The sequence below is a fragment of the Kitasatospora kazusensis genome, assembly GCF_039529945.1.
GTDB classification, from domain to species: Bacteria; Actinomycetota; Actinomycetes; order Streptomycetales; family Streptomycetaceae; genus Kitasatospora; species Kitasatospora kazusensis.
On the sequence record NZ_BAAANT010000030.1, the window covers coordinates 12722 to 26002 of the forward strand.

14 protein-coding genes and 1 pseudogene are annotated in these 13281 nt (G+C 73.2%); 7 read left to right on the forward strand and 8 right to left on the reverse strand.

The annotated features are described in order from the left end of the window. Positions 1-46 precede the first annotated feature (46 nt). On the forward strand, positions 47-1069 hold the full coding sequence (locus tag ABD330_RS22640) for a PHP domain-containing protein (protein ID WP_344467774.1): 1023 nt from the start codon (positions 47-49) through the stop codon (positions 1067-1069). Between the two features lie 4 nt (positions 1070-1073). Next, a complete protein-coding gene (gene ligD, locus ABD330_RS22645; RefSeq protein WP_425555611.1) occupies positions 1074-1967 on the forward strand; it encodes a non-homologous end-joining DNA ligase in 894 nt (297 codons plus the stop codon). Between the two features lie 8 nt (positions 1968-1975). On the opposite strand, the gene ABD330_RS22650 is transcribed toward ligD, so the two are convergent. From ABD330_RS22650 to ABD330_RS22675, 6 genes are all read right to left on the reverse strand, one after another. Further along, the gene (locus ABD330_RS22650) at positions 1976-2464 is read right to left on the reverse strand and encodes a MarR family winged helix-turn-helix transcriptional regulator (protein ID WP_344467776.1); all 489 of its coding nucleotides are present in this window, start codon (positions 2462-2464) and stop codon (positions 1976-1978) included. Between the two features lie 79 nt (positions 2465-2543). Beyond that, positions 2544-2954: a nuclear transport factor 2 family protein gene (locus tag ABD330_RS22655; RefSeq protein ID WP_344467777.1), complete on the reverse strand. Its 411-nt coding sequence runs from the start codon at positions 2952-2954 to the stop codon at positions 2544-2546. A gap of 5 nt (positions 2955-2959) precedes the next feature. Beyond that, the gene (locus ABD330_RS22660; RefSeq protein WP_344467778.1) at positions 2960-3766 is read right to left on the reverse strand and encodes an MBL fold metallo-hydrolase; all 807 of its coding nucleotides are present in this window, start codon (positions 3764-3766) and stop codon (positions 2960-2962) included. Positions 3767-3915: 149 nt separating this feature from the next. Continuing rightward, positions 3916-5049 (reverse strand): ABC transporter permease subunit, encoded by a 1134-nt coding sequence (locus ABD330_RS22665; protein WP_344467779.1) that lies wholly within the window; start codon positions 5047-5049, stop codon positions 3916-3918. Next, the gene (locus ABD330_RS22670) at positions 5046-6017 is read right to left on the reverse strand and encodes an ABC transporter ATP-binding protein (RefSeq protein WP_344467780.1); all 972 of its coding nucleotides are present in this window, start codon (positions 6015-6017) and stop codon (positions 5046-5048) included. Before ABD330_RS22670 ends, ABD330_RS22665 begins: the two co-directional genes overlap by 4 nt. Further along, positions 6014-6517: a GntR family transcriptional regulator gene (locus tag ABD330_RS22675; RefSeq protein WP_344467781.1), complete on the reverse strand. Its 504-nt coding sequence runs from the start codon at positions 6515-6517 to the stop codon at positions 6014-6016. The genes ABD330_RS22670 and ABD330_RS22675 overlap by 4 nt, the downstream gene beginning before the upstream one ends. Before the next feature lie 118 nt (positions 6518-6635). Between ABD330_RS22675 and ABD330_RS22680 the strand changes: the two genes are divergently transcribed. Further along, entirely contained in the window at positions 6636-8165 is a 1530-nt protein-coding gene (locus tag ABD330_RS22680; protein ID WP_344467782.1) for a DUF2079 domain-containing protein, read from the forward strand. Here the strand turns inward: ABD330_RS22680 and ABD330_RS22685 are convergent. After that, positions 8148-8741, reverse strand: a complete 594-nt coding sequence (locus ABD330_RS22685) for a TetR/AcrR family transcriptional regulator (protein ID WP_344467783.1) — start codon at positions 8739-8741, stop codon at positions 8148-8150. The genes ABD330_RS22680 and ABD330_RS22685 overlap by 18 nt on opposite strands. A gap of 259 nt (positions 8742-9000) precedes the next feature. Further along, the gene (locus ABD330_RS22690) at positions 9001-9894 is read right to left on the reverse strand and encodes an AurF N-oxygenase family protein (RefSeq protein WP_344467784.1); all 894 of its coding nucleotides are present in this window, start codon (positions 9892-9894) and stop codon (positions 9001-9003) included. 391 nt (positions 9895-10285) lie between these two features. Here ABD330_RS22690 and ABD330_RS32520 point away from each other — a divergent pair. The 4 genes and pseudogenes from ABD330_RS32520 to ABD330_RS22705 form a co-directional block, all read left to right on the forward strand. After that, positions 10286-10543 (forward strand): annotated as a pseudogene (locus ABD330_RS32520) (AMP-binding protein); the annotation flags it as partial. Between the two features lie 60 nt (positions 10544-10603). Further along, complete coding sequence (locus ABD330_RS22695; protein ID WP_425555612.1) at positions 10604-11737, forward strand: AMP-binding protein; 1134 nt, start codon at positions 10604-10606, stop codon at positions 11735-11737. Beyond that, entirely contained in the window at positions 11727-11948 is a 222-nt protein-coding gene (locus ABD330_RS22700; RefSeq protein ID WP_344467785.1) for an acyl carrier protein, read from the forward strand. Before ABD330_RS22695 ends, ABD330_RS22700 begins: the two co-directional genes overlap by 11 nt. Beyond that, positions 11945-13267, forward strand: coding sequence for a flavin monoamine oxidase family protein (locus tag ABD330_RS22705; protein ID WP_344467786.1), 1323 nt, complete (start codon positions 11945-11947; stop codon positions 13265-13267). The genes ABD330_RS22700 and ABD330_RS22705 overlap by 4 nt, the downstream gene beginning before the upstream one ends. The last annotated feature ends 14 nt before the right edge of the window (positions 13268-13281 follow it).

The following is a 13281-nucleotide window of genomic DNA, read 5'->3' on the forward strand; positions in this document are numbered from 1 at the left end:
GCCGTAATCGCGTTTCCCCATCCGTCACACCGGGCACGTGGGCCACATGGACCCCGTTCAGGCGCTCGAACGGATCGCGTTCCTGCTGGAGCGCGAGCAGGCCTCCACCTATCGGGTGCAGGCCTTCCGCCACGCCGTCGACGCCGTGCGCGTCCGGCTCGCCGACGACCCCGACCGGCAGACCCTGGCCGCACACGCCACCGCCCTGCCGGGAGTCGGCCCGACCACCGCGCGGGTCATCGCCGACGCCGTGGCCGGCCGGACCCCGGCCTACCTCGCCGACCTGGAGGAGCGGGCCCGCGAGCCGCTCGCCAGCGGCGGCGAGGAGCTGTACGCGGCGCTGCGCGGCGACTGCCACCTGCACTCCGACTGGTCCGACGGCGGCAGCCCGATCGAGACCATGGCCCGCACCGCGCAGGCGCTCGGCCACGAGTGGGCGGTGCTCACCGACCACTCGCCCCGGCTGACCGTCGCCCGGGGCCTGACCGCCGAGCGGCTGCGCCGGCAGCTGGCCGTGGTCGCCGAGCTGAACACCCGGCTCGCGCCCTTCCGCCTGCTCACCGGCATCGAGTGCGACATCCTGGACGACGGGAGCCTCGACCAGGAGGACGAGCTGCTCGGACAGCTCGATCTCGTGGTCGCCTCCGTCCACTCCAAGCTCCGGACGGAACCGATGCTGATGACCCGTCGGCTGCTCGCCGCCGTCCGCAACCCGCACACCGACGTGCTCGGCCACTGCACCGGACGGCTGATCGGCGACAGGCCGCGCCCGGAGTCCCGCTTCGACGCGGCGGAGGTCTTTGCCGCCTGCGCCGGAGCCGGCACCGCCGTCGAGATCAACTGCCGCCCCGAGCGCCGCGATCCGCCCACCCGGCTCCTCAAGGAAGCCGCCGCCGCAGGCTGCCTGTTCGCCGTCGACACCGACGGCCACGCACCCGGCCAGCTCGGCTGGCAACCGTACGGCTGCGCCCGGGCGGCCGAGGCGGGACTCGGGCCCGAACGGATCGTCAACACCTTCACGGCCCGTCAGCTGCACACCTGGACCACCACCCGGCGCACCCCCCGGTGACGCGATGCCCGCCGTGTCCGACCCCACCGCCACCGTCACCGAGATCGAGGGGCGGCGGCTGCGGCTCACCCACCTCGACCGGGTCCTCTACCCGGAGACCGGCTGGACGAAGGCCGCCGCACTCCGGTACTACGCGCTGGTCGCGCCCCGGCTGCTGCCGCACCTGGCCGGGCGTCCGGCCTCCTTCCTGCGGTTCCCCGCCGGGGTGGACGGGCCGCGGTTCTGGGCGAAGAACGTCCCGGGCGGCGCGCCGGACTGGCTGACCACGCTGGACGTCACCCACCGGGAGGGCGAGATGCGGCAGGTGGTGGTCGCCGACCTGCCGACCCTGCTCTGGGCCGCCAACCTCGGCGCCCTCGAACTGCACGTCCCGCAGTGGCGGCACACCCCCGCCGAGCACGACCGGCTGGTCATCGACCTCGACCCGGGGCCCGGCGCCACCCTGGTGGACTGCTGCGCCGTCGCCCTGCTGGCCCGCCGCGAACTGGCGGCCGACGGGCTGACGGCCTGGCCCAAGACCTCCGGCGCGAAGGGGCTGCACCTGCTGGTGCCGCTGCGCCCGGCGCCCGAACGGGCGGCCGCCGACTACGCGCGGGGGCTGGCCGCCCGGCTCCGGGCCGCCCACCCCGAGCTGGTCGTGGACCGGATGGACAAGGCCCTGCGGGCCGGGCGGGTCTTCGTCGACTGGTCCCAGAACAGCAGCGCCAAGACCACGGCGGCGCCCTACTCCCTCCGGGCCGGCCGCCGGCCCGGGGTCTCCGCACCGCTCACCTGGACGGAGGTCGCGGCCTGCCGCCGGCCGGACGACCTGGCCTTCACACCGGAACGGGCCGCCCGCCCCGGAGCCGACCCGATGGCGGGGCTGACCGACCCGGCGAACGCCGGAGCGCTCGGGTAGGGGGAAGGTCAGCCCAGCGGGGGGAGCTGGGCGCGCGCCTGGCGGCCCAGGCGGTCGAGGGCGGCGAGGAGGGCGGCGAGGTCGTCCGGGGGGAGGGCGGGGGAGAGGACCCGGTCGGTCTCGGCGGCGTGGGCCCGGGCGGCCGTGACGAGGGCGCGCTCGCCCTCCGCCGTCATGGTGACCAGCTGGACGCGGCGGTCGGCCGGGGACGGGTGGCGTTCGGCCAGCCCGGCGGTGACCATCCGGTCGATCAGGCGCGTCGCGCCGCCGCTGGTGAGGATCACCCGGTCGCAGAGTTCGCGGATCGGCGCGCCGTCCGGCCGTTCGGCCAGCAGCAGGAGGACCTCGAACATCGAGTGGCTGATGCCCGCCGCCCGCTGGATCGTGCCGGCCAGCAGGCGCTCCAGCAGTGCGGAGGTGTCCAGCAGCACCCCGACCGCCCGGATCCGGGCGTCGGCGGCGGCCTCCGCACCGCTGGTGATCTCCTTCTCCGCCACCGCTCGGACGTCCTTTCGAATAGTCGCTGTGAGCGCCTATCGTCCCGGCTGACCGCACCGGGCGTCCAACCGGGACGGGTCAGGGCGTCATGGCCGCACGGACCAGCGCGGTGTCGACGAACTGCTCGAACCGGACGATCCGGCCGCCGCGCACCACGAAGTGGTGCGCCACCCGGACGTCGACCGGCTTGCCGGTGGCCTTGTTGACGGCGGTGTAGCGGGCGAGCACGACGACGTTCTCGCCGTCCACCACGTAGCTGTCGTCGTGGGCCGTCCAGTCGTCCCAGTCCCGGCCGAGCACCTCCATCACGTGCGAGGTGACACCGGTCGGGGTGCGGTAGGTGCCGGCGAGCGGGAAGCCGGCCATCTCCGTCCACTCGACGTCGTCGGCGAGGGTCGCGCGCAGCGCGGCCAGGTCGCCGGCGGCCGAGGCCAGGTACTGGCGGCGGACGACGGCGGCGGGGGAGTCGTCGTTCAGGAAGTCGGTCATGGTGGTCAGCCCCAGGCCATTTCGCCCTTGGCGACCTTCGGACCGATCTGGGCCGCGATCAGCATGCCCGACCCCGGGTACTGCGCGACCAGCTCCGCGGTGGCCTCCGCGCCGTCGGCGGCGGCCGGGACGATGGTCTCGAAGGCGAGCAGGTAGTCCCGGGTGTAGCGGATCGCGCTCACATCGGCGGCCGTCCCGGGCAGCCGGTGGCCGGGGACGACCAGGGCCGGGTCGAGGAACTCCATCTCGTTCAGCACCTCGATCCACGCGGCGCGCTGCTCGGCCTTCGCGGTGTCGGCCGTCCAGACGTGCTCCTGCTGGAAGAGCAGGACGCCGCCGACGATCGTGCGCTGCTCGGCCTGCCAGAGGAAGTGCCGGTCGGGCAGGGTCGGGTGGCCGCCCTTGAGCTCGAAGAGGCGGCCCTCGAAGAGGAGGTCACCGGTCAGCGGCCGCAGCTCGACCAGCCGGGTCGGGCGGTTGACGCCGACCGGGGCCCAGGCCGCCAGCTTGCCCTCGAACGACTCCCGGATGTGCTCGATCACCAGCGGGGTGGCGAGCAGCTCGGCGTCCGGGAAGGCGTCCGCGACCACCTCGGCGCCCCAGTAGAAGTCCGGGTCGGCGTGGCTGATGACGATCTTGGTCAGCTCCTTGCCGGAGTCCAGGATCGCGGCGACCAGCCGGTGGCCGTCGGCCCGGGTGAAACCGGCGTCGACCAGCATGGCCTCCCGTTCGCCGGTGATCAGGGTCGCGGTCTTGTTCCTGCTGCCGACGGGGAAGTCGAGGTCGAGGATCTGGAAGTCGAGCGGGCTCATCGGAGTCTCCATCGCGGTAGCGGACGTCGTTCACCTGACACAACAGTAACTGAGCAGTCAGGTATTTCGCGGTCGTGCTGTGGCGTGGAGCACATCCGTGCCGGGTGTGCCCGTGTCGCGTGGACGGGGTTCGGGTGGGTCGGGGGCGGTCAGCGCACCCGGCGGATCCAGAGGAAGCAGAAGGCGACCAGCGCGGCGGCGAGCGCCAGGCAGAGCCCGGTCTCGGTCCACAGCATCGGCCACTCGGCGCCCGGCGGCTGGTAGTCGCTGTACGCCTGGACGATCTCGCCGTGGTGGGCGAGGCACGGGTTGTCCGAGCAGACCGTGGTGCCGTCGCGCAGCGTGTCGATCGAGTCGCTCGACAGCGGGATCCGCAGGCCGCTACCGGTGAGGAAGCCGTTCCCGAGGTTGTACGACTCCAGCGGCACACCGGTGTTGATCTGCCCGCCGAACAGCACCACGTGCGGGTCCGTGGGCGCCGCCGCCACGTGGATGCCGACCGCCGCGCGCTTCGCGGGCAGCAGGACGAACCGCAGGTTGTCCACCAGCAGGCGCAGGACGAGCGTCAGCGCGGCGGTCACCGCCATCGACGCGACCACCCGGCGGACCAGCAGGCCGACGGCCGCGCCGAGCGCGACCCCGAGCAGGCAGAACCCGACCGCGGCCGGGCCGGTGGTCGTCCGGGTCAGCCAGGTGAACCAGTGGTAGTAGCCGGGCACCGCGAACCGGCCCTCGACGACGTGCACCCACCAGGTCGAGACCACGGCGAGCACCGTGGAACCGGCCAGCGTCACGGCCAGCGGCACACCGAGCCGGGCGGCCAGCCAGCGGCGCCGCGAGATCGACTGGGTCCAGGCGAGCCGGTGGGTGCCGGTCTCCAACTCCCTTGCCAGCAGCGGTGCGCCGAGGAACAGCCCGAGGGCCGGCGGCAGCGCGAGCAGGATCCAGCCGGTGGTCTGCACCGACTGCTGCCAGCTCTGGTCGAGCCGCTGCACCACGGTGCTCACGCTCGTCGCGTTGCACTCGGGTGGGAAGTAGACGATGTTGCAGTGCTGGAGGTGGTGCGCCTCGACGAAGGAGCTGATCTGCAGGCCCAGGAACAGCATCCAGGCGCAGACGGCGGACAGCACACCGCCCGCGACCAGGAGGGCCGTGCGCTCCTGGCGGCCGCTGAGCCACACGGCGCCGCGCAGCCACCGGCGGGTGCGGGCCGGCGGGTGGCCGGAGCCGGTGGCGGCCGGGTCGGCGGAGGTCGGGTCGGTGGAGGTCGTCATGGTGGTCATCGCAGTGCCGCCTCAGGGGTGGGCCGGGCGCAGGGCGTCAGCAGGGCCGGAGCCTGCGGTGAGCGCAGGTAGCAGAGCAGGAGTTCTTCCAGGGTCGGCCGCAGTACGTCCCAGCCGTCGCCGATGCCCCAGCCGTCCTCGCCCGGGGGGATGCCGTCGCCCTCGGCCGGGCGGATCAGGGCGGTCGCCTGGCGGCTGGTGCGCCGGAGCTCGACCACCTGGTGGCCGGCGAGCGCGGGTACCGGGCCGTCGCCCTCGTGGGCGCCGACGACCAGCCGGTGCGAGGCGAGGAGTTCGTCCACGTCACCGGCGAGCCGGACCCGGCCGCCGCCCAGCACCAGGACGTAGTCGCAGACGCCGTCGAGTTCGGCGAGCACGTGGGAGGAGATCAGGACGGTGGTGCCGTTCTCGACGGCCTCGCCCAGCAGGGCGCCGGTCAGCTCCTGGCGGGAGACCGGGTCGACGTCCGAGAGCGGTTCGTCGAGCATCAGCAGGTCGGGCCGCTTGCCGAGCGCCAGGGCGAGTGCGACCCGGGTGCGCTGGCCGCCCGTCAGCCCGGCGACCCGGGCGGACATCGGCAGGTCGCCCTGCCGGACGATCCGCTCGGCGGCCTCCTGGTCCCAGCCCGGGTTGAGCTCGCGGCCCGCGCGCAGCGTCTCGGCGACGGTCAGCCGGGGGTAGAGCGGCTTGTCCTGCCCCAGGAAGGCGACCCGGCCGCGCGTCTGCGGACTGCCGGGGGCGCCGCCGAACACCCTGACCGACCCGGCGCCGGGAGGCAGCAGACCGGCGGCGAGTGCCATCAGGGTGCTCTTGCCCGCGCCGTTCGGGCCGACCAGCCCGCAGATCCGCCCGGCGGGCAGCCGGAAGTCGCAGTCGCGCAGGGCCCAGCCTCTGCGGTACTTCAGGCCGAGGCCGGTCGCCTCCAGGGCCGGGGCGTCGTCCGCCGGTACAGGTATCTGGTGGCTCACCCGGGCTCCTCGTCGGCCGTGCCGGCCGTGCTGGTGGTACTGGTGGTACTGGTGGTGCTTGTGGTGTCGTCGTGGTCGACGTCCGGACCGCTCGCGCCGGTTGCGGGCTCGCTGAAGACGCTGTCCAACGCGGTGGTGATCAGGGCGGCGGCGTCCTCGCGGTCCAGGCCCGCTGCGCGGGCCCGGCGGACCCAGGCGGCGAGCTCGGTGTGCAGCGCGGAGTCCGCGATCGTCCCCGGCTTGGCGAGCGAACGCCGGACGAAGGTGCCGACGCCCCGGCGGCTGTCGACCAGCCCCTCCCGCTCCAGCTCGCGGTAGGCCTTCAGCACGGTGTTCGGGTTGATCGCGGTGGCTTCCACCACCTCGCGTGCGGTGGGCAGTTGGTCGCCGGGCCGCAGTACGCCCAGCCGCAGGGCGCGCTTGGTCTGCTCCACGATCTGCAGGTACGGGGAGAGTCCGCTGTGCCGGTCGATGAGGTACTCGACCACGCTGGCCGCCATTTCACTAGTGAACTAGTTGAATCCTGCCCACTCCCGAGGTCCGCCGTCAAGCCGGGCCTTGACAGCGGGACGACGGCTGCACACCATTCCACTAGTTAACTAGTGGAATGGTGTGCAGATGATCGACAACCAGGTCGGCCGACCGGTCGCCGCCCGCCCGGCCGCCCGGACCGCGTTCCGCGCGCGGTCCGGTTCCGGCCCGGACCGCCGCCCGCGAACCTGGCCGCGAACCTGGCCGGGACCGCAGCGGATGGCCCTCGCCGTCACCGGGCTGTTCTTCGCGCTGTACACGCTGCTGTCGGTGCGCCGGCACGAACGGATGCTCAGCGCCGGGTACGACCTGGGCATCTTCGAGCAGGCCGTCCGCGCCTACGCGCACGGCCGGGCGCCGATCGCCGAACTGAAGGGCCCGGGCTACAACCTCCTCGGCGACCACTTCCACCCCGTGCTCGCCCTGCTGGCCCCCGCGTACCGGGTCTTCCCCACGCCGGTGACCCTGCTGGTGGCCCAGGCCGCGCTGATGGCACTGGCCTGCCTGCCGCTGACCCGCTGGGCCCACCGGACGGCCGGTCCGGTCGCCGGGCTGGTGATCGGCTGCGCGGCCGGCTGCTCCTGGGGGATCGTCTCGGCGGTCGCGTTCGACTTCCACGAGATCTGCTTCGCGGTGCCGCTGCTGGCCTTCGCCGTGGAGGCGCTGGCCGGGCGGCGCTGGCGGGCCGCCGTGCTCTGGGTGCTGCCGCTGCTGCTGGTGAAGGAGGACCTCGGGCTGACGGTGGCGGCCGTCGGCGCGTACGTGGCCTGGCACGGGCGGCGCAGCCGGCGCACCTGGCACCTGGGGCTGGCCGTGGCCGTCCTGGGACTGGCCGGGACGCTGCTGGAGATGGCCGTCCTGCTGCCCCTGGCCAATCCGCACGGGGTCTTCGACTACTGGCACCAACTGCCCGGCGCGGCCGGCTCGGCGCCGTCCACCGGCGCCGCCGTGCTGCTGCCGCTCAGGCTCGGCTGGCCGCCGGTGAAGTGGCTGCTGCTCGCCATGCTGGCCGCGCCGACCGCCTTCGTCGGGCTCCGCTCGCCGCTCACCCTGCTCTGCCTGCCCACCCTGTGCTGGCGGCTGCTCGCCGACAACGTCCATTACTGGCAGCCGAGTTACCACTACAGTGCGGTGCTGATGCCGATCATCTTCGCGGGTCTGGTCGAGGTGCTCGGACGCCGCCCGGAGCTCCGCTCGGCGGTCCGGCTGAAGCGGACCCTGGCGGGGTGCGCGGCCTTCGCCGTGCTCAGCACCGTCGTCTACCCGCTGCACGATCTGGTGCTGCCCTCGACCTGGCGGACCTCCGCCCACGTCCGGACGGCGCACGCCCTGCTGGACCGGATCCCGGACGGCGTCTCGGTCGCTTCGAGCAACCGGCTCGCGCCCCTGCTGGTCCACCGCACCACCGTGAGCCTGGTCTGCCGGGAGGACGGCCCGTACGCCGCCGCGCCGCCCGACTGGGTGGTCGCCGACCGCACCGACCCCACCGTCAAGACGCCGTGCGCCGCCGCGGTGACGGCCCGGATGCTCGACGCCTACCGGGCCGCCGGGTACCTGACGGTCGCCGAGCAGGACGGCATCACCGTGCTGCAACGGCCGTCAGACCCCCGGCGGTAGCGTGATCCGGGCGACGATCTCGGCGATCCGGCGGGCCGACTCCTCCGCCGGGGCGGCGGCCTGCACGATGCAACTGGCCGTCAGCCGGATGACGGCGTCGACCGCGAGGTCGCGGGAGTAGAGGTCGACGGCGGGCCAGACGTCCTCGATGTAGGCGTTGAGCATGCCGGTGGCGGTGCCGAAGGCGGTCTCGGAGCGGGTGGTCAGATAGGAGAGCAGCCCGTCCTCGTGGCTGCCCGCGCTGGTCAGCATCGCCTTGGCGAGCGGGTTGTCGGCGGCCAGCCGCAGGGTGAAGCCGACGGCCGCCTCGGTGGCGGCCCGCAGGTCGCCGCGGTGGGCGTCCAGGTTCTGCTGGATGCCCAACAGGCAGCGTTCGAGCTCCCGTTGGAACAGGGCCGCACCCACGGCGTCCTTGGACCCGAACTCGGTGTAGACGGTCTGCCTGCTCACCCCGGCCGCCGTCGCCAGCTGGGTCATCCGCAGCCGGTCGAACCCGTCCGCCGCGACCAGGTCGTACGCGGCATCGAGCAGCCGCTCCCGCAGGAGCGAGCGGACCGTCTCTCTGAACCTTGCCATCGCCCCAGCCTAGCCATCCCACGACCCTCCCCACCGCCTCCCCTCAACGCTTCGGGTCCACTTCAAGGGGCGCGGGGAACTGCGCGACCCCGGAAGCAACGGCGCCGCACGTACCCGCCTCCCGCCGTGGCAGCCCCCCTCAACGCTTCGGCTCCACTTCAAGGGCGCGGGGAACTGCGCGACCCTGGAAGCAACGGCGCCGCACGTACCCGCCTCCCGCCGTGGCAGCCCCCCGCTCGCGGACCCAGAGGCGGAGCCGCTAAAGCACGCCCGCCCCCCGCAGCAGCCACCGGTTGCTCCGGCCGACCAGCCCGGCCTGGTCGAGGACGCCGATCACCTTGGCCGCCATCTCCTTCTTGGTGGCGCGCCAGTGCGGGTTGGCGCGGGCGATCCGGCGGCCCTCGCGCGGGTCCACGCCGACGGCGGCGTAGAGGGCGGGGTGGATCAGGCGGGTGGTGGCGAAGTAGATGATCGTGCCGATCATCAGCCGCTCGTAGCGGCGCCGTAGCGGGCCGAGATCCCGCCTGACCAGTTCCTCGCGGGCGTAACGGATGTGCCGGGACTCCTCGATGACGTGGATCCGGGAGACCTGGCGGGTCAGTGCCTGGAGCGTCTCGTCCGCCATCGCCTCGCGCTGGAAGGCGTCGAGGATCTCCTCGACGTACATCGTGCCGCCGAAGGTCTGGCTGTGTGAGGAGGTGGCCTTGAACACCCGCCCGAGCTGGTGGGCCAGGCGTCCGGGGCCGTACGCGGGGACGCCCATCCAGGAGATCATCTTGGCGAACATCACCGAGTGCCGGCACTCGTCGGCGATCTCGGTGAGGGCGTACTGCACGTGGGCGCTGGTCGGGTCGCGGTCGAAGGCGTGCCGCAGCAGCATCTGCATCAGGATCTCCTCGAACCAGATGCCCACGCTGGCGATGCTCGCGATCTCGTGCTTGCTCAGCTCGATCCGCTGACTCTCCGTCAACTTGTCCCAGGCCGGGGTTCCGTAGAGCGAGAGGCGGTGCGGCGGGGAGTAGTACCGGCCCTCGTCCGGCAGTACGGACCAGTCGATGTCCTTGAGCGGGTCGAAGGACAGCTTCGCCGTGGATGCCAGCAGTCGCTCCGCCGTGCGCTGCCGGCTGCGGGCACGTTCCTCGGTCGTGGTCATGAGCCGCTCCTCTGACGCCTTACATAGTTTGAAGTTCTGTCCAGAAGCTAGACATGTTGACCTGTTCTGTCAAGGAGTTCGACAGGGCCTGGCCGGGCGCACGGAGCCGGGCCGGCGGGCCCCCGGGGGTATTCGGGCCGACGGCGGGGGGAGCCGGTTCCTGAAATCGGGAATTGTGTCGATGCCCATTCAATTCCGTGTGTTGACTTTGTGGACATGCTGAAAAGTCGCTGGAACTGCCACGGCAACTTCCGTTGTGGGCATGAACGTTCGAAGGGTAGAGTCCGGAATCGCCGCACAGGAGGACAGCCGGGGGACATCCTCACGAGCATTCTTGGAGGCGGGAATTTCAGGGAACAATGGCGTCGCCGCCGACTTGGTTGACGCGTTCATGGGAGTTGTCCGGCGATATCCGGACCGCCCGGCGGTCGTCCGCCACGGGCAGGTACTGACCTACGCCAGGCTCGGTGGGATGGTCGCCGAGGAGGCGCTCCGGCTCGGCCCCCGGCCGGGAGTGGTGGGGGTGTCCGTCACGCATACGCCGAGAGTCATTGTGTCGTTACTTGCCGTCCTGAAGGCGGGGGGCACGTATTGCCCGATCGACCCGGTATTTCCGGCGGCGCGGCAGCGGACGATGCTGGACGCCGCACAATGCCGGGCCGAGCCGGCCGGGGAATCCGGCCCGGCCGCGCCCGGAGAACTCGCCGGAATGCCGACGCCGTCGGGTGCGGAACCGGCCTACCTGCTGTTCACCTCAGGCTCCACCGGTGAGCCCAAGCCGGTGGTCACCCCGCGCCGGGCGGTCTCGGCCGCCGTGTGCTCGCTGCGCGACCTGTTCGGTCTCACCCCGGTCGACCGCGTGCTCCAGTTCGCCTCGCTCAACTGGGACACCTGCTTCGAGGAGATCCTGCCCGCGCTCACCACCGGCGCTGCGGTGGTCTTCGACGACGAGGCGCACTCGGGCTCGTTCCCCCGGTTCCTGCGGATGGTCGAGCGCGAGCGGATCACGGTACTGGACCTGCCGACGGCCTTCTGGCACGAACTCGTCCGCCACCTGACCGAGAGCCGGGCCGAACTGCCCTCCTGCGTCAGGCTGCTGGTCATCGGCGGCGAGGCCGTCGGCCCGGACCGGCTGGCCGACTGGTGCGCCCTGGACACCGGACGCGTCCGGCTGGTCAACACCTACGGCTGCACCGAGACGACGCTGGTCACCCACGCCGTCGACCTGCACGGCCCGCGGGCCCCGCACTGGGACCTGTCGGCCGGGGTGCCGATCGGCCGGCCGCTCCCGCACGTCCTGGAACGCATCGGCGGAGAGGGCGAGTTGCTCATCGGCGGACCGGCGGTGGCGCTCGGCTACCGGGGCCTGCCGACGGCGACCGAGGCACGGTTCGTCACCGTCGGCAGCGGGGACGGCGCCGCCCGGTACTTCCGCACCGGCGACCGCGTCGCCCGCTCCCCGGACGGGCTGCTCGTCCACCGGGGCAGGCTCGACCAGGAGGTCAAGGTACGGGGCGTCCGGGTCGACCCGGCCGAGGTCGAGGCGCAGATCCTGGGCCACCCCGGCGTCGGCGCCGTGGCGGTGGCCGCCGTCACCGTCGCGGACCGCACCACCCTGGTCGCGTACGTCGTGCCGCGACCGCACGCCGACCCAGGGACCCTGGCCGCCGACGTTCTCGCCCACCTGCGGACCCGGGTCCCCGGCCACCTCGTCCCCGGCCGGATCACCGTCGTCCCCGAGCTCGCCCACACCGCGAGCGGAAAAGTCGACCGGGCGGGGTCGCACCGGCGACACGCGACAACGGCCCGCGCCCGGGCCAAGGAGACCAACGATGAGCGTTGACGGTGTCACCGACATCTTCCGTCGGGTGCTGGAGACCGCGGAGGTCGCACCCGGCTCCGACTTCTTCGCGCTGGGCGGTGACTCGCTGCTCGCCACCCGGGTGCTGAGCGCCGTCGCCCGCGAGTACGGGCCTGAGCTGTCCTTCGAGGACTTCCTGCTCGCGCCGACGCCGGAGGCGCTGGCCGCGAGGATCGGGTGCTCGGCGTCATGAGGGCGGCCGTGGTGGGTGCCGGGCTGGCCGGGCTCACGGCAGCGACCGGGCTTGCGGCGCAGGGCGCCGAGGTCACGGTGTTCGAAGCCCGGGACCGGGTCGGCGGCCGGACCAGGGGCATCGAGGTCGCACCCGGCAGCTGGGTGGACGCCGGTGCGGCGTACCTGGGCGACCGGCACACCGAAGTGCACTCACTGGTCGCCGAGTTGGGGCTGAAGACCACCCCGGCCACGACGGCCGGGGCCAGCCGGTTCACGCTCGGCGGAGCGGGCGGCCGGACCAGGCCCGGACGCTTCCCGCCGCTGGACGCCGTCGCGCTGGGCCGGATGTTCGACCTGCTGGACGAGCTGACCGCCGCCGTCCGCCCCGAGGCCCCCTGGCTCACCCCCGACGCCGCCGCGCTGGACGCCGTCACCGCCGGGCAGTGGGCCGACCGGCACCTCACCCACCCGGACGCGCGGCTGTTCTTCCCGCTCTTCCTGGGCGAGATGATGGCTGCCGACCCCGCCGACGTGTCCGTCCTGCACATGGCCTTCTACCTGCGCTCGGGCGGCGGCCTCCGCTATCTCAACGCGTTCGAGGGCGGCGCGCAGCAGGACCGGATCGCCGGTGGCGCGCACCAGCTCTGCGAGCGGCTGGCCGCCGAACTGGGCGACCGGGTAAGGCTCTCGTCCCCGGTGCGGGCGATCCACCAGGACGAGGCCGGGGTCACCGTGCGGACGGCGGACGGCAGTGTCCGGGTCGACGCCGTGGTGGTCGCGGTGCCGCCGGCGCTCGCGGACGCCGTCGATCACCGGCCCTCTCCGTCGCACCGCCGGGCCGGTGAACGGACGGCGCGCGGCTGCGCGGTCAAGGTGCACCTGGTCTATCCGGCACCGCTCTGGCGTGCCGAGGGCCTGTCGGGGTGGTCGGTCAACTCCGAAGGGCCGCTGCTCTCCACGGTGGACGACTCGCCCGACGCGGGCGGGGTCGGCGTGCTCACCGGGTTCGTCACCGGCGGCGAGGCGCACCGGTTCGCCGCCCGCCCCGCTGCCGAGCAGCGTGCACTCGCCGTCGCCCAGGCCGGGCGGCTCTTCCCGCACCTGCCCGAGCCGATCGGCTTCCACGTCACGGACTGGGTCAACGAGGAGTACAGCAAGGGCTGTTACGCGGCGCTCCTCGGGCCCGGCGAGTGGCTGCGGCACGGACCCCGGCTGACCACCCCGCACCGGCGGGTGCACTGGGCCGGCACCGAGACCAGCACCGAGTACTTCGGGCTGATGGAGGGTGCGATCCGCTCGGGCCGCCGGGCCGTCGCGGAACTCCTCGCCACCTACTGAGCCGGGCTCACACC